Source organism: Stenotrophomonas sp. ASS1 (assembly GCF_004346925.1).
GTDB classification, from domain to species: Bacteria; Pseudomonadota; Gammaproteobacteria; order Xanthomonadales; family Xanthomonadaceae; genus Stenotrophomonas; species Stenotrophomonas maltophilia_A.
Genome location: NZ_CP031167.1, coordinates 2,139,065 through 2,156,951 on the forward strand (window position 1 = coordinate 2,139,065; position 17,887 = coordinate 2,156,951).

18 protein-coding genes and 2 pseudogenes are annotated in these 17,887 nt (G+C 65.4%); all 20 read right to left on the bottom strand.

Annotation, left to right across the window (positions count from 1 at the left end; translation table 11 throughout):
• Positions 1 to 108 precede the first annotated feature (108 nt).
• On the bottom strand, positions 109 to 741 hold the full coding sequence (locus MG068_RS10090) for a response regulator (protein ID WP_032970105.1): 633 nt from the start codon (positions 739 to 741) through the stop codon (positions 109 to 111).
• A gap of 91 nt (positions 742 to 832) precedes the next feature.
• The gene (locus tag MG068_RS10095; RefSeq protein WP_010485910.1) at positions 833 to 1,411 is read right to left on the bottom strand and encodes a PilZ domain-containing protein; all 579 of its coding nucleotides are present in this window, start codon (positions 1,409 to 1,411) and stop codon (positions 833 to 835) included.
• Positions 1,408 to 1,698 carry a hypothetical protein gene (locus tag MG068_RS10100; RefSeq protein WP_132810059.1) on the bottom strand — a complete coding sequence of 97 codons (291 nt, stop codon included), beginning with the start codon at positions 1,696 to 1,698 and terminating at the stop codon, positions 1,408 to 1,410. The genes MG068_RS10095 and MG068_RS10100 overlap by 4 nt, the downstream gene beginning before the upstream one ends.
• A complete protein-coding gene (gene fliS, locus MG068_RS10105) occupies positions 1,695 to 2,114 on the bottom strand; it encodes a flagellar export chaperone FliS (protein ID WP_049398118.1) in 420 nt (139 codons plus the stop codon). Before fliS ends, MG068_RS10100 begins: the two co-directional genes overlap by 4 nt.
• Positions 2,115 to 2,239: 125 nt before the next feature.
• On the bottom strand, positions 2,240 to 3,580 hold the full coding sequence (gene fliD / locus MG068_RS10110; protein ID WP_049421909.1) for a flagellar filament capping protein FliD: 1,341 nt from the start codon (positions 3,578 to 3,580) through the stop codon (positions 2,240 to 2,242).
• A gap of 183 nt (positions 3,581 to 3,763) precedes the next feature.
• The gene (locus MG068_RS21325; RefSeq protein ID WP_428999571.1) at positions 3,764 to 4,567 is read right to left on the bottom strand and encodes a flagellin; all 804 of its coding nucleotides are present in this window, start codon (positions 4,565 to 4,567) and stop codon (positions 3,764 to 3,766) included.
• A 269-nt stretch (positions 4,568 to 4,836) separates the two neighbouring features.
• A pseudogene (locus tag MG068_RS21330) lies at positions 4,837 to 5,314 on the bottom strand (flagellin N-terminal helical domain-containing protein); the annotation flags it as partial.
• A gap of 222 nt (positions 5,315 to 5,536) precedes the next feature.
• Positions 5,537 to 6,319, bottom strand: coding sequence for a flagellin (locus MG068_RS21285; RefSeq protein WP_322108059.1), 783 nt, complete (start codon positions 6,317 to 6,319; stop codon positions 5,537 to 5,539).
• 33 nt (positions 6,320 to 6,352) lie between these two features.
• Positions 6,353 to 7,087: pseudogene (locus tag MG068_RS21230) on the bottom strand (flagellin N-terminal helical domain-containing protein); the annotation flags it as partial.
• Positions 7,088 to 7,173: 86 nt separating this feature from the next.
• Complete coding sequence (gene flgL, locus MG068_RS10125) at positions 7,174 to 8,382, bottom strand: flagellar hook-associated protein FlgL (protein WP_132810061.1); 1,209 nt, start codon at positions 8,380 to 8,382, stop codon at positions 7,174 to 7,176.
• Positions 8,379 to 10,259 carry a flagellar hook-associated protein FlgK gene (gene flgK / locus MG068_RS10130; protein WP_132810062.1) on the bottom strand — a complete coding sequence of 627 codons (1,881 nt, stop codon included), beginning with the start codon at positions 10,257 to 10,259 and terminating at the stop codon, positions 8,379 to 8,381. Before flgK ends, flgL begins: the two co-directional genes overlap by 4 nt.
• 8 nt (positions 10,260 to 10,267) lie before the next feature.
• On the bottom strand, positions 10,268 to 11,467 hold the full coding sequence (gene flgJ / locus MG068_RS10135) for a flagellar assembly peptidoglycan hydrolase FlgJ (RefSeq protein ID WP_032127379.1): 1,200 nt from the start codon (positions 11,465 to 11,467) through the stop codon (positions 10,268 to 10,270).
• A gap of 1 nt (position 11,468) precedes the next feature.
• Positions 11,469 to 12,605: a flagellar basal body P-ring protein FlgI gene (locus MG068_RS10140; protein ID WP_132810063.1), complete on the bottom strand. Its 1,137-nt coding sequence runs from the start codon at positions 12,603 to 12,605 to the stop codon at positions 11,469 to 11,471.
• A gap of 2 nt (positions 12,606 to 12,607) precedes the next feature.
• The gene (flgH, locus tag MG068_RS10145) at positions 12,608 to 13,300 is read right to left on the bottom strand and encodes a flagellar basal body L-ring protein FlgH (RefSeq protein ID WP_010485899.1); all 693 of its coding nucleotides are present in this window, start codon (positions 13,298 to 13,300) and stop codon (positions 12,608 to 12,610) included.
• Positions 13,301 to 13,321: 21 nt separating this feature from the next.
• Positions 13,322 to 14,107, bottom strand: a complete 786-nt coding sequence (gene flgG, locus MG068_RS10150; protein ID WP_005409571.1) for a flagellar basal-body rod protein FlgG — start codon at positions 14,105 to 14,107, stop codon at positions 13,322 to 13,324.
• 102 nt (positions 14,108 to 14,209) lie between these two features.
• Positions 14,210 to 14,959 carry a flagellar basal body rod protein FlgF gene (locus MG068_RS10155; RefSeq protein WP_032127377.1) on the bottom strand — a complete coding sequence of 250 codons (750 nt, stop codon included), beginning with the start codon at positions 14,957 to 14,959 and terminating at the stop codon, positions 14,210 to 14,212.
• Between the two features lie 32 nt (positions 14,960 to 14,991).
• A complete protein-coding gene (flgE, locus tag MG068_RS10160) occupies positions 14,992 to 16,215 on the bottom strand; it encodes a flagellar hook protein FlgE (RefSeq protein ID WP_107431886.1) in 1,224 nt (407 codons plus the stop codon).
• Between the two features lie 32 nt (positions 16,216 to 16,247).
• A complete protein-coding gene (locus MG068_RS10165) occupies positions 16,248 to 16,931 on the bottom strand; it encodes a flagellar hook assembly protein FlgD (RefSeq protein ID WP_132810064.1) in 684 nt (227 codons plus the stop codon).
• A 23-nt stretch (positions 16,932 to 16,954) separates the two neighbouring features.
• Positions 16,955 to 17,362 carry a flagellar basal body rod protein FlgC gene (flgC, locus tag MG068_RS10170; protein ID WP_010485892.1) on the bottom strand — a complete coding sequence of 136 codons (408 nt, stop codon included), beginning with the start codon at positions 17,360 to 17,362 and terminating at the stop codon, positions 16,955 to 16,957.
• 3 nt (positions 17,363 to 17,365) lie between these two features.
• Positions 17,366 to 17,761: a flagellar basal body rod protein FlgB gene (gene flgB / locus MG068_RS10175; RefSeq protein WP_005409576.1), complete on the bottom strand. Its 396-nt coding sequence runs from the start codon at positions 17,759 to 17,761 to the stop codon at positions 17,366 to 17,368.
• Between the last annotated feature and the right edge of the window lie 126 nt (positions 17,762 to 17,887).

A 17,887-nucleotide genomic window follows, 5' to 3' on the forward strand; every position in this document is an offset into this window, starting at 1 on the left:
GTGTTGGTGCCGGGTTAAGCGGGCTGCGCCGTGTACGGATTCCTGTCGGGGCGTGTCGGGGTGACGGGAATTCGTCGTCAGTGCGGATCTGGCCTCCTTCGCGGAGGATCACTCGAGCTCGTGCTGGTGGCGCGCGGCCAGCAGCAGCAGATCGTTGGCGCGGCGACAGCCCAGCGACTCCATCATGCGTGCGCGGTGGGTCTCCACCGTCTTGACGCTGATGCCGAGGTCGGCGGCGATTTCCTTGTTGCTTTCGCCCTTGCCGATGCGGCGCAGGATCTCGCGCTGGCGCGGCGACAGTGCGGCGATGCCGGTGGGTTTCTCGCGACCGAGCATCGGTGCCAGCATCTTGGCGGAGATCTGCGGGCTCAGGAACACCTGGCCGGCGTGCGCGGCACGCAGCGCCAGTTCAAGCTCCTGCGGTGCGGCATCCTTGACCAGGAACCCGACCGCACCGCGATCGAGTGCATCGCGCACGTGGGCGGCGTCGTCGTGCATGGTCATCATCACCACCCGCGTGCCGGGGGCGCGCAGGCGGATGTCGCTGAGGGCTTCCAGGCCGGTGCGGCCGGGCAGTGACAGGTCCATCAGGATCACGTCCGGGGCGTGCTGCAGGGCCAGCTGCAGTGCCTGCTCGGCATTGCTGGCCTCGGCGACGAGCTGCACGTCGGCAAACCCCTGCAGCAGCCGCGCCAGGCCGGCGCGGACCAGGGTGTGATCGTCGACGATGAGAACTCGCACAGGCACGTTGGAGGTCCGTGAGGGGAGTCCACCTTAACTTAGCTGAACGGGCGCGCCAAGGGTTGCCCATCCGGCGTCATGGTGGCAGGTTTCAGCGGGCGCGGCGTGCTTCGGCCACCTGGCGGCGATGCAGGCGGAACAGATGCCGCTCCATTGCCATCTCCAGGCCATCGCCAAGACGCTGGAAACGCAGCCACAGGTAGTGACCACCGCCACCGTCCGCCGCTTCGGCGATCACTTCCACGGGCAGGTCGATATGGTCAGGCAGCCAGTCGCTGGGCTGCAGGCGCACCAGGCCGGCCTGGCCGGGGCTGGCGCCGCTGCGCGGCCCCAGCTGCAGGCGGATGCCGCGGCGTGACCAGCGCACGGGCCGCAGCGTCAGTTCCTGGCCCTGCTGGCGTACCAGGCGGCCGAGCAGCACCATCGCCAGATCCAGCTTGGCTTCCAGCCGCTGCAACTGCAGGCTGGACTCATTGCGGTCGTCGTGCTCGTCAACGCGGCTGTCCTCGACCAGGGCCAGGCTGCGCAGCAGACCTTCGGCACTGCTGGTGCGACCGGCGGCGCTGCCTGCCTGGAACTCGGCCGGCAAGGCCAGCTCGCAGCTGAGCGTTTCGTCGAACAGCTCGCTTTCGGCGGGGTGGTGCAGCGACGTGGTCGGCAGTTGGGTCATGCGAGTGATTCTGCCTGCAGGTAGGCATGCGCCGCGCGAAGGGAGCGGCCGGTGTGCTTCAGGTGAGCTGCGGCTTCATCGCGGAGGGTGATCATGCGCGCCAGTACGCGTTGCTGGTGGTCGCGCAACGCGAGGATGGCGGCATCACTGGGGCGCTCGACAACCAACGACAGGGCAGCCACGGCTTCCAGGTGTTCGGCCATCAGGCGTTCGCTGGTGTCGTGGTCCTCGCCCTGGAGGCTGGTTTCCAGCGTATCAAGGGCGTCGTGCATAGTTTGAAGGTTCATGGCGCCACCGCCTTGGTGACCTGGCGCTGGTCTGCCGGAATCGCGTTCCAGGCCGAATCGATCTCCACCATCAAGCCCAGGGCTTCCTTCAGTGCGGTTGGATCGTTGTGCAGGTTGCCCTCGGTCAGGCGCATGATGACGAAGTCGTACAGTGCCGACAGATTGCCGGCAATCTCGCCGCCGGCTTCGTGATCGAGCGAGCCGTTGAGGTGGCCGACGATGGCGCAGGCTTCGCCGATGGCCTTGCCCTTGCGCGCCTGGTCATTCTGCTGCAAAGAGGCTTCAGCGGTGCGGATGCGCTCGCAGGCACCGGCCAGCAGCAGCGCTACCAACTTGTGTGGATCGGCATCGACGACCGAGGTGGTCACGCCGACTTTTCGGTACTGCTCGGCGAACTGCCGATTGGAACCGTACATAGGGGAAGTCTCCTGGAATGCCTGCCCATCCGCGTGGGTTGAGGGGTTCGGCACGGGTCTAACGGGTTATCGGCGCAGCCGGGGCTCTACTTGAGTACCGACTGCGCCGGAAAAATGCCTGGAAATCAGTTGCCGAGCTGCTGGATGAGCGAGCCGCCGGCCGATTGCATCTGCGTGACCATCTTTTCCATCGCGGTGAACTGCTTGGTGTAGCGGTCGGCCACCTTTTCCATGTTCTTGTCCAGCTCGTCCAGCTGCTTTTCCAGTGCCTTGATCTGCTTGTTCAAGGTCGCCGTACGCTGGGTGATCGTGCCGGTGGTCGCGTCCAGGCTGCTCTTCAGCAGTTCGGTCATCGGTTTGCCCAGCGCGCCCTCTGCACCGAACAGCTTGGTGGCGGCCTCCGGGTTCTTCGCCAGCGCGGTGTCGAGCTTGGCGCCATCAAGGCTCATGCTGCCGTCGGCGGCAATGGTGATGCCCAGATCCTTGAGGTCGTTGACGTTCGCACTCAGCTGGGCGCGCAGCTGCTGCTGCAGGCCACGGACCATGGCGTCGCCGGTCATGGTCGAGGCTGTGCGTGTCTCAGCGTTGTAAGCGCTGGAATTCTTCAACGTGGTCTGGATGCCGTTGTAGGCGGTGATGAAGGCCGTGAGATTGGTCTTCAGCGTGCTGTTGTCCGGAGTGACGGTCAGCGTCTGCGTCTCGCCTTCCTTCGCCTTGGTCAGGGTGAGGCTGATACCGGGTACCAGGTCGGTGATCGTGTTGGAGCTGCTGGTGCGGGTGAAACCATCCACCACCACCACCGCATCCTTGGCGGGCACCATCTCGGTCATCTTCGATGCGGATGTGCCGTCATAGGCCAGCTCGGAGAGTCCGCCATTGCCGCCACTGGCGCTGACCTTCAACGCGCCCTTGCTGCCGGAATCAACGGCGGTCAATACCAGGTGCATGCCATCGTCTGCGGTCACCACGGCCGCGGTGACGCCCTTGCTCTCGGCGGCGGAATTGATCTCGGCTGCGATCTTCTCCATCGTCGCGCCGGGTTCGATGTTCACGCTGATGGACTTGTCGCCGTATGCGATCGTCAGCGTTCCGTCGCCAACCACGGCGTCCTTTGTATACGCCTTGGAGCTGAGCTTCTGGTTCTGTGCCAGGGATTTGACTTCCACCTGGTGGCTGCCCGCAGCGGCCTTGCCGGCGGTCGTGCTGGTGTCCAGGGTTGCAGTGAAGTTCGACTCGGTCGGCGTGCTGACTTTCAGGCCGGGGGTGGCCACACCCTTGACCAGGGTCTTCAGCGCGCTCTGCAGACCTGTCATTCCGCTTTTGATGGTGCCAAGCGCCGAAAGCTTGGCGCTGGCGGCAACACCCGCCGAGTTGATCTGCTTTTCCCGGGGCTCGCGTTCCTTGGCGGTCAGCTGTGCAACCAGGCTGGGAATGTCGAGGCCGGAACCAATCGTGCCGATGGCCATGAGGGGAATCCTTTATCTTGGACGGGCCGGGCGGGTGTCCTGCACCTGCTATCGGCCTGGGAGGGGCGAGCTTGAGCGTGGAAACGCTCTCCAGCCTTCTGCAAGGCCCATGCCAATCCGCCACCGGGCACGAAGAAGGGGGCTTGCGCCCCCTTCCCGTTGTTGCCTTGTACTACCGCTGGATCAGCGCAGCAGGCTCAGCACGTTCTGGCTGGACTGGTTGGCCTGGGCAAGCATGGCGGTACCGGCCTGCTGCAGGATCTGGTTGCGGGTCAGCTCGGCGGTTTCCGAAGCGTAGTCCACGTCGCGGATGCGGCTGCGGGCAGCCGACATGTTTTCCGACGAGGTGTTCAGGTTCGCAACCACCGAGGTGAAGCGGTTCTGGATCGCACCCAGGTCGGCGCGGGCGGAGTTGATCGAGTTCAGGGCTGCGTCCATCGCCAGGATGGCGTTGTCGGCACCGTCCTTCGAGGAGATGTCCAGGTCGGCAAAGCCTTCAGCGGCCTTGCCTGCCGTGAACTTGGCGGTACCAGTGGCCAGGCCGGTAGCATCCTTCAGCTTGTCGGCGGTCAGGCTGCTCTTCACTTCGAAGTCGGCCTTTTCCGACGTCAGCTGCAGCTTGCCTTCCACCAGCGAGGCGGTGACACCCGTCTCGTGGGTCTTCGCGTTGATGGCGTTGACCAGTGCAGTGCTGCGATCGCCTGCGGTCTTCGATGCCCCGACAGTGATGTCAACGAAGCCCGAACCGTCACTCTTGCTGATCTGAAGTTCACCTGCAGCAACGCCGGTCGAGAAGTCGGCTGCCTTTGCCACCTGGGTGGCCACGGCAACATCGACGCCAGCTGCGACAAACGGAGCGCCGGTGATTTTGAATGCTTCGCCCGAGTTGGAGATGCTGATGGCACCGGCAGCAACAGAGGTGGAGACGCCAGCTGCCGCGAGTTCGCTGGACTTCGCAGCCAGCGCGTTTCCAATGTTGGTGACCATCGACGTTCTGGCAGCGGCGACATCTGCACCTCCAGTCACCCCTGCCACGTCGATCTTGACGCCGGCCACGTTGAACGAGAATGCATCGTACGTCCTCGCTCCGTCAACGCCAGCTGCGTCTACGAGGCTGGCCCCATTGATCGTGCCGGCCGTCGCGTTCGCGATAGCGTCCTTGGCGCCGCCCACCGGCACAGCACCGGTCGCGCTTGCATCTTTCGACGCGGTGGTCCAGTTACCCAGCTTGCTGATGTTGGCGTTGGCAACCTGCGAGATGTTGATCGTCTGGCCCTGGTTGGCGCCGATCTGGAAGGCCTGGTTGGTGAAGGTGCCGTCCAGCAGGTTGGTGCCGTTGAAGTTGGTCTGTTCGGCGACGCGCTGGATTTCCTGCTTCAGCAGCTGCACTTCGGCGTTCAGGGCCTGACGGTCGGAATCAGAGTTGGTGGCGCTGCGCGACTGCACGGCCAGCTCGCGGACGCGCTGCAGGTTGTTGCCGATCTCACCCAGTGCGCCTTCGGCGGTCTGGGCCAGCGAGATGCCGTCGTTGGCGTTGCGGGCGGCCTGGTTGGCGCCGCGGATCTGGGTGGTGAAACGCTCGGAGATCGCCAGGCCGGCGGCATCGTCCTTGGCGCTGTTGATGCGCATGCCCGAGGACAGGCGCTGAATGGTGGTGGCCAGGTTGGCGCCGCTGGTGCCCAGGTTGCGCTGGGCGTTCAGCGACATGGTGTTGGTGTTGATGACTTGTGCCATGGTGCGGTTTCCTTGTAGGCAGTGTGTCCGGCAGAGCAGCCTGACCGGTTTCGGGGGGCAGTGGCTGGCTTCCCCCCAAGGGGTGTGCTACCGCTGCTGAAATCAATAACGGCACTACCCCTCCGGCCTTTAGCGGAGTTTCGATCCTTTTTTCTCTGATCAAACGAAAAGGCCCCGCCATCTGCATGGCGGGGCCCGGCTCCAGCTCGAGTGGTGCAGGTATTACGACTGCAGCAGGCGCAGTACGTTCTGCGGCACCTGGTTGGCCTGGGCCAGCATGGCCGTGCCAGCCTGCTGCAGGATCTGCCCGCGGGTCAGTTCCGCGGTTTCCTGTGCGTAGTCAACGTCGCGGATGCGGCTGCGTGCGGCGGACAGGTTCTCCGAATTGGTGTTCAGGTTGGCGATGGTCGAGGTGAAGCGGTTCTGGATCGCGCCGAGGTCGGCGCGGGCCGAATTGACGGACTGCAGCGCCGCATCCATGGCGAGGATGGCGTTGTCGGCGTTGGCCTGGTTGGAGATATCCAGTTCTGCAAAGCCTGTCTGAGCCGTACCTGCGGTGAACGCCGTGCCATTGGTGGCACTGCTGCCTGCGGTCAGCCCGGTGGCATTGGCCAGTGCGGTGGCGCTCAGCGAGCCACCAATGGTGAAGTTGCCTTCCTTGTTCTCCAGCTGCACCTTCCCGTCAATCAGCGATGCGGTGACGCCGGTTTCGTGGGTCTTGGCGTTGATGGCGTTCACCAGCAACGTATTGCGTTCCGAGGCGTTCTTTGCGGCACCCACGTTGATGTCGACCACGCCACTGCCATCGGCCTTGGTCAGCGTCAGCTGACCGGCAGTGATGGCGGGGAAATCAGCAGCAATTGCCGGCGTGCCGTTCTGATGGTTGGCGACAAAGGCGCCAGTGGCGAAGCCCTCAGCGGCACCGGCGCCGGTGACGGTGATCGGCAGGTCATTGCCGTCGGCGCGCGAGAACGCCAAGGTGCCGGCAGCCACGCTGCCACTCATGGTGATGCCGGCGGCGGCCAATGCATCGGACTTGCTTGCCAGTGCCGCGGTGATGTCAGCGGCATTGACCGCCCCGCCAGCAGCGGCGGTGTGGATCGAAATACCGCCGACAGAGAAGGCAAAGCCACCAGCAGGAACCGTTGCAATGGCATTGAAGTTGCCGGACGGACCCGAGGTGGTCGGAATCGCAGCCTCGGCGCCACCGGTCGCAGTCTTGCCGGCCACGCTTGCCGGGGTCGAGGCACTGGTCCAGTCGCCGAGCTTGTGCACATTCGCATTGGTGATCTGCGAGATGTTGATGGTCTGGCCCTGGTCGGCGCCGATCTGGAAGGCCTGGTTGGTGAAGCTGCCGTCCAGCAGGCTGGTGCCGTTGAAGTTGGTCTGCTCGGCAACACGCTGGATTTCCTGCTTCAGCAGCTGCACTTCGGCGTTCAGCGCCTGGCGGTCCGAGGCCGAGTTGGTTGCACTGCGGGCCTGAACGGCCAGTTCGCGGATGCGCTGCAGGTTGTTGCCAACTTCGCCCAGTGCGCCTTCAGCGGTCTGTGCCAGCGAGATGCCGTCGTTGGCGTTGCGCGCGGCCTGGTTGATGCCACGGATCTGGGTGGTGAAACGCTCGGAGATCGCCAGACCGGCGGCGTCGTCCTTGGCACTGTTGATGCGCATGCCCGAGGACAGGCGCTGGATCGAGGTGGCCAGCGAGCTGCTGCTGGTGGACAGGTTGCGCTGAGCGTTCAGCGACATGGTGTTGGTGTTGATGATCTGTGCCATGGTGCTTCTCCGTGGTTGCTCGGTTGTTTCGGTGTGGAAGGCGCGGGACGCGCCGTGCTGGAAGACGGATGGAACGGGGAAAGGGACTAGCGGATCTTGTTGAACAGGGACATCGCCTGCATCTGGCTGAAGATCGTCTGGGCGGCTTGAAGGGCGGCGGTCTCCAGCTTGTATTGGCCGATGGCATCGGCGTAATCGAGGTCGCGCATCGTCGAGAGCGTGCTCTTGACGGTGACGGCAGTGGCTTCGCGGGCGCTGGCCGCGGTATCGATGGCGGCCAGCTGGGCGCCGCCCTTGGCGCGGGCGTCGATCATCGTTTCCGAGGCCCTGTTGAGGTCGCGGATGCTGGACTGCAGCGTGTTCTGCAGCGCCGTGCGCTGGCTTTCGGTGGACGGGTCGGTTTCCAGTGCGGCGACCAGTTTGTCCAGGGTGGAGAAGATGTCGCGGCTACCCGCGTCGCTGACGTTGAACTGATCACCGGCGGCTGGCTTGCCCTCGATGCGCATGCGCACGCCGCCAACGACAATGTCCTCGCCGGGTTTGTGGGTTCCGCTGCCGACCACCGTGCCGGTGCCATCAACCACCTCATAGGCACCTTCGGCAGTGCCGGTGAAGCGGACATTGAGCGTGCCGCCGGCCCAGCTGCCGCTGCCGTCACGGCTGACTGAGGTCAACAGGCCACTGCCGGTGTTGCCGGCGGCCGCGCTGGCATCCACACGGCCATCGCCGGTGGGGATGCGCATGAAGATCTCGCTGCCGGGCAGGGCGTCGGAGACCAGTTGGCCCGGTGCCACCTCCACCTGCCGCTGGTTCTGGTCACCGCTGTAGGTCACGGTGCCGCCGCTTCGCTGGAACGGGGCGTCAGCGTCGTTGCTGCCACCGAACAGGTAGCGTCCGCTGCCATCCCTGGAATTGGCCAGCGACAGCAGGCTCTCCTGGATGGTCTTCAGCTCGCTGACGATAGCCTTGAGGTCACTGGCCTTGGGCACCGGACTGTTGGCCTGGATACTCAACTCCACGGCGCGCGACATGAGCTCATTGACCTGAGCCAAGGCGTTTTCCTGCAGGCCCAGGCGGTTCTGCAAGCTGTTGGCGTTCTTGCCGAGCTGCTCGAGCCCGGCCACGACACGGTCCAGGCCAACGGCCGTACCTGCAGCGACCGGGTCGTCCTTGGGGGAGGTGATCTTGCTGCCAGTCGCGATCTGCTGCTCGAGGTGGCTGATTTTCGACTGCTTGGCGAGCATCAGCGACACGGACTGGTTGAACATCATCCCGGTGGAAATTCGGCTGCTCATCGACGGACGGCTCCCAGGATGGTCTGGAACATGTTGTCGGCGGTGGAGATCAGCTGTGAGGCGGCCTGATAGGCCTGCTGCAACCGCAGCATGTCGGCTGCTTCCTCATCCAGGTTGACGCCGGAGATCTCGTCGCGGGCTGCCTGCGCCTTGTCCGTGATGACCTGCTGCGCGTCCAGCGAGTACTCGGCCGAACGTGCCGCCGCGCCGACCTGCGTGGTCAACCCCCCCAGCGCACCGTTGAGGGTGACGGTGCCGCCGTTGAAGGCCTTGGCGTCCTCGACCTTGGCCAGCTTTGCCGCGTTGCTGTTGTCCGACGAGCCTGCCGGAGTAGGGCTGATATTGAAGGTGTCGCCGACCTTCGGTGCACCGTCCAGCACGAAGCTCCAGCCATTGGCGCTGATGGTCTGGCCCGGTGTGTAGGTCTGCGGCGGCCCACCGTTGATGGTGTAGGTGGTCGCCGACGTGAACACGATTGCGGCAGGATCGCGCAGGTTCGGATTGGATACATCGCTGACGGTGACGCCGGTCAGCTTCCCGGTGCCGGTGTTGGCCAGTGCAGCCGTACCCTTGACCGCTGCCGCTGCGGCGATACGGGAGGGATCGGTGATGGCGGTTTCCAGGCTTCCGGCGACGCCCGCGGTCGGCTGCAGGAGGAAACGGTCGTTGGTGGCCGGGGTGCCGCCGACCACCAGCTTGACGCCATTGATCACCAGCGGATCGGCGGTCGTGCCGGTACCGGTCAACGCAACGGTGGCGCCAGTGTCGGCGCGGGTGGCCTGCCACTGGGTGCCGTCGAACTTGAGGACGATGTTCTGTGCCTCCAGCTTGGACAGGTCACCATAGGTCGCAGTGAGGCTGCCGGTACCGGTATTGCTCGCGTTGGGCGTGACGCGTGGGTTGCCGATGGTGAAGAAGTCGCCGCCCATCTTGCCGTACATGTCCACGCCCTGGTGGTGCGCCTGGTTGAAGCTCTCGGCCAGGCCGACGGCGAGCTTGCCCAGTTCGGCCTGGGCCGGTGTCAGCACGGTATCGCGGAACTCGAGCATGCCGCCGATCTTTCCACCCACTGCCTTGGGATCGAGCGTGATCGTGTTGCCCTGGGTTTCCAGCGCCAGTTGCAGGCGTTCGGGCTGGTATGGATCGGTCACCGTAGTGACCTTGGACGCGGTCGTGCCCACCACCAGCGCATTGCCGCCTGCGGTATAGACGTTCATCACGCCGCCATCCTGGACGACGGCAGTGCCACCGGTGTAACCGATCAGCTGCGAGATCAGCTGGTCGCGACGGTCGAGCAGGTCCGGCGCCGCGTTGGCCACGTTGCTGCCAATGGCGCCGTTGATCTGCGCAATCTCCTGCGCCAGGCGATTGACTTCCGTGGCGCCGGCAATGAGCCCGTTGTTGACCTCGCTGCTCAGGTTGTTCATCTGCGTGTTGAGCTGCACGAAGCGGCTCGCCAGGGCCTTGCCGCCATCGAGCAGGCTCTGCCGGTCGGCCGTGCCGGCCGCGTTGGACGAAAGGCCACTGACGGCGTCGAAGAAGTTGGACCAGGAGCCGGCGACATTCGTGGCCGGGTCCGAGAACAGGGCATTCACCCGGTCGGCCATGCCCGAAAGCTGCTTCAGGCGTGCCAGCTCGCCGCTGCTGTCGAGCAGGCGCGAGATGGCCAGCTGGTCGGCAGCACGGCGGATATCGGTGATGCGGGTGCCGCTGCCAACGTCCCCAAAGCCGTAGTTCTGCGGATCAGACGTGGCGAAGTCGACCTTCTGCCGGCTGTAGCCAGGGGTGTTGATGTTGGCGACGTTGTGGCTGGTGGTCGCCAACGCACGCTGGAAGGCGAGCAGGGCACCAGTACCGGTGGAAAGTACGCTGGACATGGGGTTCCTCAACGACGAGTGATACCCAGCGCCGCGGTTGCGGTGCTGGCGAAGGTCTGGCCAAGGCGCGAGCCGGCATCGGCCACGGCGCTGACGGCGCGCTCGATGGTCGGGCCGCCGGCGATCGCGGCGATCTTGGCCGCGTAACGCGGATCGGTGGCATAGCCGGCGCGCTGCAGGCCGCGGGCGAAGCCCTGCACGTCGGTGCCGGCCTGCAGGGCCTGCTGGTAACGCGGGCTGGTCTTCAGCAGGCGCACATAGTCGGCGAAGCTCTCGGCCGGCGAACTGTAGGCGCGGAAGCTGGCGGTCTCGTTGCGGCGCACGCCATCGACATATTCGTGGGTGCCGGCCACGGCGCGCTGGCCGTTCCAGCCATTGGCCTTGATGCCGAACAGGTTGTGCGAAGTGCTGCCGTCGGCATGCTTGATGTGGCGCTTGCCCCAGCCGGTTTCCAGCGCCGCCTGGGCGACCAGGGCGCGGGCATCCACGCCCAGTTCCTTGGCTGCACTCTGCGCGTGCTGCCAGATGCTGGCAACGAAGCCTTCCGGGGTGTGCTCGCCCAGCTGGGCGACGGCGGTGCGGGTAGCCATCGCATCGGCCGGACTGATGGCGGTGCCGCGGTTGCTGGCGGTGGCCGACCACTGGTCGCCGTTGGCGGCCCAGTCCTCGCCCTGCAGGCTGCCGATGTACGGATCCTCGGTGCCCAACGAGCGGTGCATGCTGCTGCTCTCGCGGCCGGCGATCAGGTCCAGGGCCTGTTCCATCGGTGCGACTGCCGCCTGCGCACCGTGCTGTGCACCGGCGGCCATCTGCTGCAGCAGGCGCACGGCCTGACTGCCGTCTTCCAGCGGCAGCGACGGTGCCGGCTTGGCCGGTGCATTGAGCTGGTAGGCACGACTGGCCTTGGCCGGGTCCACGCGGGTATCCAGCGCCGGGCCGTCGGCGGCCTGGCCGGACAGCTGCCGGCTGATCATGCCCGACAGGCCCAGGCCCTTGCCGCGGGTCATCGCCTCGGCAATCTTCTGGTCGTACATCTCGCGGAACATCTTGTTTTCGCCGGGGAACAGCGAATCGCCGAAGCTGGCGTCACGCATGCTCTTGACCAGCATCTGCGCGAACTGGCCTTCCAGCTGGCGCGCGACCTTGTCGATCTTGGCCGGATCGTTCTGTTGCGCCGGGTGCAGATCGAATGCGGGAGTGATACGCATATCAGATCACCTCGAGCTCGGCACTCAGTGCGCCGGCCTGCTTCAGGGCTTCCAGGATCGCGATGAGATCGCCCGGTGCCGCGCCCACGGCGTTCACCGCGTGCACGATCTCGTCCAGGGTGGTGCCGCCGCTGAACTTGAACATGCGGCTGCCGTCGTTGGTGGCGGTGATGGTCGACTGCGGGCTGGCCACGGTGCGGCCGCCGGACAGCGCATTGGGCTGGCTGACGTTGGTGTTTTCCTGGATGGTCACGGTCAGCGAACCATGCGAGATCGCCGCCGGTCCCACGCGCACCTGCTGGCCGATGACCACGGTACCGGTACGCGAATTGACCACCACCTTGGCCGGGGCGCTGCCGGGGGTAAGTTCCAGGTTCTCGATGCGTGCCAGCAGGCCGATGCGCGCGCCTGGGTCGGTCGGCGCGGTGACCGCCACGGTCACGCCATCGACCGCACGCGCCGCACCTTCGCCGAAGGCGTTGTTGAGCGCGGCAACCATGCGCGAGACCGTAGTGAAATCGTTGTTGTGCAGGTTCAGGGTGATGTCGCCGCCATTGGCCAGCGGATCGGGCAGGGCGCGTTCAACGGTGGCGCCGTTGGGAATGCGGCCGACGCTGGGCACGTTCACCGACACGCGGGAGCCGTCCTTGCCCTGCGCGCCGAAGCCGCCGACGATCAGGTTGCCCTGGGCGATGGCGTAGATCTGGCCATCGGCGCCGCGCAAGGGCGCCATCAGCAGCGAACCGCCGCGCAGCGACACCGCGTTGCCGATCGAGGACACGGTGATGTCGATCGGCTGGCCCGGCTTGGCGAACGGAGGCAGTTCGGCGTGGATCGCCACGGCGGCCACGTTCTTCAGCTGCGGGTTGACGTTCGGCGGCACGTTGACGCCCAGTTCGCCGAGCAGGTTCTTCAGGCTCTGCACGGTGAAGGGTGCCTGGCTGGTGCGGTCGCCGCTGCCATCCAGGCCGACCACCAGGCCATAACCCACCAGCGCATTGCCGCGCACGCCGCCGACCTGGGCCAGGTCCTTGATGCGCTCGGCGCTGGCAGGGGCAGCCACGACCAGCAGCATCAGCGCGACGAACGACGCCATGGGTCGCTGCCAGGAAGAAGAGGAGAAGAGTTTCATGGCCATACTCAGAACGGCGTCAGGCCGGAGTTGAAGAAGCGGCTCAGCCAGCCCATCGCGTTGGACTGCGCGACGGGACCGCGGCCGCCGTAGACGATGCGGGCCTCGGCCACGCGGCTGGACGGAATGGTGTTGTCCTGGCTGATGTCGCCCGGGCGCACGATGCCCTGCACCTGAACCAGTTCATCGCCCTGGTTGAGCCGCAGGTTCTTCTGCCCCTGCACCACCAGGTTGCCGTTGGGCAGGCGTTGGACCACGGTGACGGTGACGCTGCCCTGCAGGCGGTTGCTCTGCGCGCTGTTGCCCTTGCCGGTGAAGTCACGCGCGCCCTTGGCCGTGGCACTCAGGATGTCCTTGCCGCCAAGGGTGACCGGAGCGCCAAGAATGGACGGTGTACCCAGGCTCAGGTTCGATTCCTTGTTGGTGGCCGTGTTGGCACTGGTCTGCGCGGTGGTGTTTTCCAGCAGGGTGATGGTCAACAGGTCGCCAACATCGCGCGCGCGCCGGTCCGAATACAGCTGCAGGGTCGGGCCGGCAGCGTAGATCGCGCCGGCGGTCGGCTGTGCCTGCGGCGGCATGATCGGCTGGATCGGTGCCATCGTCGGGTAGGGGCGCACGTCGCCCGCGATCACGCAGCCACCGAGCAGGGCGGCCACGGCGCAGGCGAGGGCAGTGCGGGCGAAGTTGGAAATGGGCGACATGGCGTTTCCCGGTTTGGCCCGTCAGAGCTTGTTGTTGAGATAACCGAGCATCGAGTCGGTGGTGGAGATCGCCTTGGCGTTCATCTCGTAGGCGCGCTGGGTTTCGATCATCGACACCAGCTCTTCCACCACGTTGACGTTGCTGCCTTCCAGCGCGCCCTGCACCACAGTGCCGAGGCCGTTGAGGCCGGGGTTGCCGTTCTGTGCCGGGCCGGACGCAGTGGTCTCCAGGAACAGGTTCTCGCCACGTGCCTGCAGGCCAGCGGGATTGACGAAGTCGGTCAGGGTCAGTGCGCCGACTTCCACCGAGGCGGCGCCGTCGGCCATCTTCACGCTGATGGTGCCATCGGTGCCGATGGTCACCGACTGCGCGCCTTCGGGAATCTGGATGCCCGGCTGCACCGGGTAGCCGCTGTTGGTGACCAGCTCGCTGTCCTGGTTGATCTTGAACGAGCCATCACGGGTGTAGGCCGAGCTGCCATCAGGCATCTGAACTTCGAAGAAGCCGCGGCCATTGACCATCACGTCCAGGGCGCGGCCGGTCTGCTGCTGGCCACCCTGTTCAAAGTTCTTGGCGGTGGCGACCACGCGCACGCCGGTACCCAGCTGCAGGCCGGTGGGCAGCTGCGTCTGCGCCGACGAGGAGCCGCCGGGCTGGCGCACCTGCTGGTACAGCAGGTCTTCAAAACTGGCACGGTCCTGCTTGAAGCCGGTGGTGTTGGTGTTGGCGAGGTTGTTGGAAACCACCGACATGCGCATCTGCTGCGCATCCAGTCCGGTTTTCGCAATCCACAATGCCTGGTTCATCTTCGATGTCCTGTCTGCTGAAGCCGGCCGCGTGGTGCGGCCCTTGTATGCGGGTGTGCAAGCGGTGTGCCAGCGCCGGCATCAACCGGCGCCGGAATTCCGTCAGCTGCCCAGGCGCAGCATGCTGTTGGCGCTGCGCGCGTTTTCGTCGCCGTGCTTGATCACCTGCACCTGCATTTCGTACTGGCGCTGCAGCTGGATCATCTGCACCAGCGCGCCAGCGGCATCCACGTTGCTGCCTTCCAGCTGGCCGCTGTGCACGGCCGTGCCCTGTGCCGGTGCGAACGGCTGCAGTGGGTCGGTGTTGCGGAACAGGCCGTCCAGGCCACGCTCCAGGCGTTCATCCGGTGCCTGCACCACTTTGATGCGACCGATCTGCGCCATGGTCTGCGGACCTTCGCCCTGCGGGATGATCGAGAGCGTGCCGTCGGCACCGATCTCCATCGCCTGGTAGGGCGGAATGGCGATCGGGTTGTTGTTGTCATCCAGTACCGGACGGCCGCTGGAGGTCACCAGCTGGCCGTTCGGCGTCACCGACAACGCCGCGCCGCGCGTGTACGCCTCGCTGCCGTCACTGGACTGCACGGCCAGCCAGGTGCCGGTCTGCAGGGACAGGTCCAGCGGCTTGCCGGTGATGTGCTGCGAACCGGGCGTGCGGTTGAATCCGGCGTCGACATGCAGCGCATCCACCCGCGAGGCAAAGCCCGGGCCACGGATCGGGAAGGCTTCGGTGTTGGCCAGCGCTTCCTTGAAGCCGGGGGTGTCGGAGTTGGCGAGGTTGTGGCTGAGCGTACCCTGCGCCTGCAGGGAGGCGCGGGCACCGGTCATCGCCACGTAAAGGGCTTTATCCATGCGGGGAGTTCCGTGACGGGGTCAGCAGGTCATCAACGGATGTTGATGACGGTCTGGGTGATCTGGTCCTGCGTGGTGATCATCTGCGCGTTGGCCTGGAAGTTGCGCTGCGCGGTGATCATGTTGACCAGCTGCTCGGTGAGGTCGACGGTGGATGCTTCCAGCGAGCCGGCCTGGATCTTGCCGAGGTTGGAGGTGTCCGGCATGCCGGTGCGCGGCGTGCCCGACTCGAACGTCTCCACCCACAGGTTGTTGCCCTTCTGCTCCAGACCCTGCGTGTTGTTGAACGTGGTCAGTGCGACCTGGCCGAGGGGCTTGTCGTCGCCGTTGGAGTAGCGGGCATAGACCACGCCGGTTTCCGACACGGTGATCTCGTTGAGCTTGCCGGCGGCGTAGCCGTCCTGCTGGGTGTTGCGCAGCGCGAACTTCTCGCCGTACTGGGTCGAGCCGCTGATATCCAGCGTCATGTTCAGCTGGCCCGCGCCGGTGGTCGGGGTGAAGGTGCCGAGGCTGACCTTGCCGTTGGCAGGATTGGTCAGCTTGCCGCTGTTGTCGAACGTCACCGGGGTCGGTGCGCCGGCCGGCTGGCCATCCACGTAGTTGCGCACGGTCCACTCGTTGGGGTTGGCGCCTTTCACGAAGTACGAGACCTGGATGTGGCTCACGCCCAGCGAGTCGTACACGGTGATGCCGCCGCTGGAGTGGTTGTAGCTGTTGGAGTCGGTCGGATCGAAATTGGTGACCGTCGGTTGCTTGGCGTTGGCGGGCAGGGTGAAACCGACCTTCACTTCGCTGGTCTGCTTCGGCGCGCTGTCGGTAGTGAGCAGCTGCAGGTCCACCAGGCGGCCGGCATCGAAGTTGGTGCCATCGGCGTTCGGCGCGAACACCTGCAGGCGCGCGCCCTGCGGGTTGATCACATAGCCGGCGGAATCGGTCTGGAAGTTGCCGGCACGCGAGTACACGCGCGAGCCGTTCATGTTCATGGTGAAGAAGCCCTCACCGGAGATCGCCATGTCCAGGCTGCGGCCGGTCTGCTCGTTGTGGCCCTGGATGAACTGTTGGGCCACGTTGGAAACACGCACGCCCGAGCCGGTCTGGTTCTTCGACAGGCCGTAGCTGGTGGAGGCGAACAGGTCAGCGAACTCGGCGCGTGATTGCTTGAAGCCGGCGGTATTGACGTTGGCGACGTTGTTGGCGGTGACGCTCAGGTCGGTATTGGCGGCATTGATGCCGGACAGGGAGACGTTGAAGCCCATGGGATGCTCCTGGTAGATGCGGAATGTGCGGCTCAGCTGACGCGGAGCACGTAGTCGATCGGGGCCGTGCCCAGGCCCTTGAGATTCAGGTACAGGCCGTCGGAGCCGACGGTCACGCTCTCCACCGGGGCCTGCACGAAGGTGGACAGCTTGGTGCTCTTGCCTGCGGTGTCGACGTGGTTGGCGACGATGGAGTACTTGCCCGGTTCCATGCGCTTGCCGTTGGCGTCCTTGCCGTCCCACTGAAACGCGGTTTCGCCAGCGGCCTTGGCATCTACGCTCAGCGAGGTGACCTTGGTGCCGTTGGCATCGGTGATGTCGACGGTCACGATGCCGGCAGAGGGCGCAGCCACCGTGCCTTCGACGCTGCCTTCCTTTTCCAGTACCAGCTTTTCCGACGGCACCAGTACCTGGTGGCCAACCAGAGCGGCACCGCGCAGCACCTGGTCGCTGGCCATCGATTCCTGGAAACCCTTCACCGTCTTGTTCAGATCGGTGATGCCCTGCACGGTGGACATCTGCGCCATCTGCGCGACCATCTGCGTGTTGTCCATCGGCTTCAGCGGATCCTGGTGCTGCAGCTGCTCGGTCATCAGGCGCAGGAAATCGGCCTGGTCCAGCGTGTTCTTCTTCTTGGTGGCGTTGCTGTTCGGGGCGTTCAGGCCGAGCGCGGCGTAGACGTCCTGGTTGGTCTGGTTGTTGACGGCGGTGGTCATGGTGGTATCCGGTGTTGCGGGCCTCAGCGGCCCATGGTCAAGGTGGCCAGGGCCAGTTCCTTGGCGGTGGTCAGCATCTCCACGCCAGCCTGGTAATTGCGCGAAGTCGAGATCAGGTTGACCATCTGCGCCACCGGATCGACATCGGGCTGGTAGATGTAGCCATCGCCGTCGGCCAGCGGGTGGCCCGGTTCATAGCGCTTGATCGGCGCGGCTTCGCTCTGGGTGATCTCCTTGACCTTCACCGACGTGATGTTCGGATCGTTCTTGCTGGTCACTGCCTGGAAGATCGGTTCCAGCGGCTTGTACACGGCATCGGCGGAACCGGCGACGGTGTCGGCGTTGGAGAGGTTGGAGGCGATGGTGCTCATGCGCACCGACTGCGCCTGCAGCGCGGAGCCGGCGATATCGAAGATCGGCAGGTTGCTCATGGCTTATTGCCCCGTGATCGCGGTCAGCATGGAACGCACCTTGCTCTCGACGAAGCTGAGCGAGGCGCGGTATTCGAGTGCGGCGCGGCCATAGGCGGCACGCTCGGCATCGGGATCGACGGTGTTGCCGTCCAGGCTGGGTTGCACGCCTTCGCGCGCGATCTGGAACGGGTTCAGGCCACTACTGATCTCGTAGTGCTGCTCGTGGGTGGTGGCCATCAGGCCATTGGCATCCTGCCCCTGGGCGTGGCGCAGGGCGGCATCGAAGTCCAGATCCTGGGCCTTGTAGCCGGGAGTGTCGGCATTGCCGAGGTTGCTGGCGATCAGCTTCATCCGCTGTTCGCGCAACGGCATGGCCTGGGCGTGGACGCCCAGGTAGTCGGTAATCAGGTTGCGCACGGTGCACTCCCACAGGAACGTTGCCTGGGAAGCTGCAAGGGGTGTGCCAAATTCGAGAGGGTAGTGCCGGCCGCTGGCCGGCTTCCCGGATTGTCCGCGGTTGCCGGCCAGCGGCCGGCACTACCG

What these genes read in the sequence shown, in the direction of transcription:
- MG068_RS10095 (WP_010485910.1), bottom strand. Translation starts at nt 1,411, where the DNA reads ATGACCCAACTGCCGACCACGTCGCTGCACCACCCCGCCGAAAGCGAG.
- MG068_RS10100 (WP_132810059.1), bottom strand. Translation starts at nt 1,698, where the DNA reads ATGAACCTTCAAACTATGCACGACGCCCTTGATACGCTGGAAACCAGC.
- fliS (WP_049398118.1), bottom strand. Translation starts at nt 2,114, where the DNA reads ATGTACGGTTCCAATCGGCAGTTCGCCGAGCAGTACCGAAAAGTCGGC.
- fliD (WP_049421909.1), bottom strand. Translation starts at nt 3,580, where the DNA reads ATGGCCATCGGCACGATTGGTTCCGGCCTCGACATTCCCAGCCTGGTT.
- MG068_RS21325 (WP_428999571.1), bottom strand. Translation starts at nt 4,567, where the DNA reads ATGGTCACCAACATTGGAAACGCGCTGGCTGCGAAGTCCAGCGAACTC.
- MG068_RS21285 (WP_322108059.1), bottom strand. Translation starts at nt 6,319, where the DNA reads ATGAGTGGCAGCGTGGCTGCCGGCACCTTGGCGTTCTCGCGCGCCGAC.
- flgL (WP_132810061.1), bottom strand. Translation starts at nt 8,382, where the DNA reads ATGAGCAGCCGAATTTCCACCGGGATGATGTTCAACCAGTCCGTGTCG.
- flgK (WP_132810062.1), bottom strand. Translation starts at nt 10,259, where the DNA reads ATGTCCAGCGTACTTTCCACCGGTACTGGTGCCCTGCTCGCCTTCCAG.
- flgJ (WP_032127379.1), bottom strand. Translation starts at nt 11,467, where the DNA reads ATGCGTATCACTCCCGCATTCGATCTGCACCCGGCGCAACAGAACGAT.
- MG068_RS10140 (WP_132810063.1), bottom strand. Translation starts at nt 12,605, where the DNA reads ATGGCCATGAAACTCTTCTCCTCTTCTTCCTGGCAGCGACCCATGGCG.
- flgH (WP_010485899.1), bottom strand. Translation starts at nt 13,300, where the DNA reads ATGTCGCCCATTTCCAACTTCGCCCGCACTGCCCTCGCCTGCGCCGTG.
- flgG (WP_005409571.1), bottom strand. Translation starts at nt 14,107, where the DNA reads ATGAACCAGGCATTGTGGATTGCGAAAACCGGACTGGATGCGCAGCAG.
- MG068_RS10155 (WP_032127377.1), bottom strand. Translation starts at nt 14,959, where the DNA reads ATGGATAAAGCCCTTTACGTGGCGATGACCGGTGCCCGCGCCTCCCTG.
- flgE (WP_107431886.1), bottom strand. Translation starts at nt 16,215, where the DNA reads ATGGGCTTCAACGTCTCCCTGTCCGGCATCAATGCCGCCAATACCGAC.
- MG068_RS10165 (WP_132810064.1), bottom strand. Translation starts at nt 16,931, where the DNA reads ATGACCACCGCCGTCAACAACCAGACCAACCAGGACGTCTACGCCGCG.
- flgC (WP_010485892.1), bottom strand. Translation starts at nt 17,362, where the DNA reads ATGAGCAACCTGCCGATCTTCGATATCGCCGGCTCCGCGCTGCAGGCG.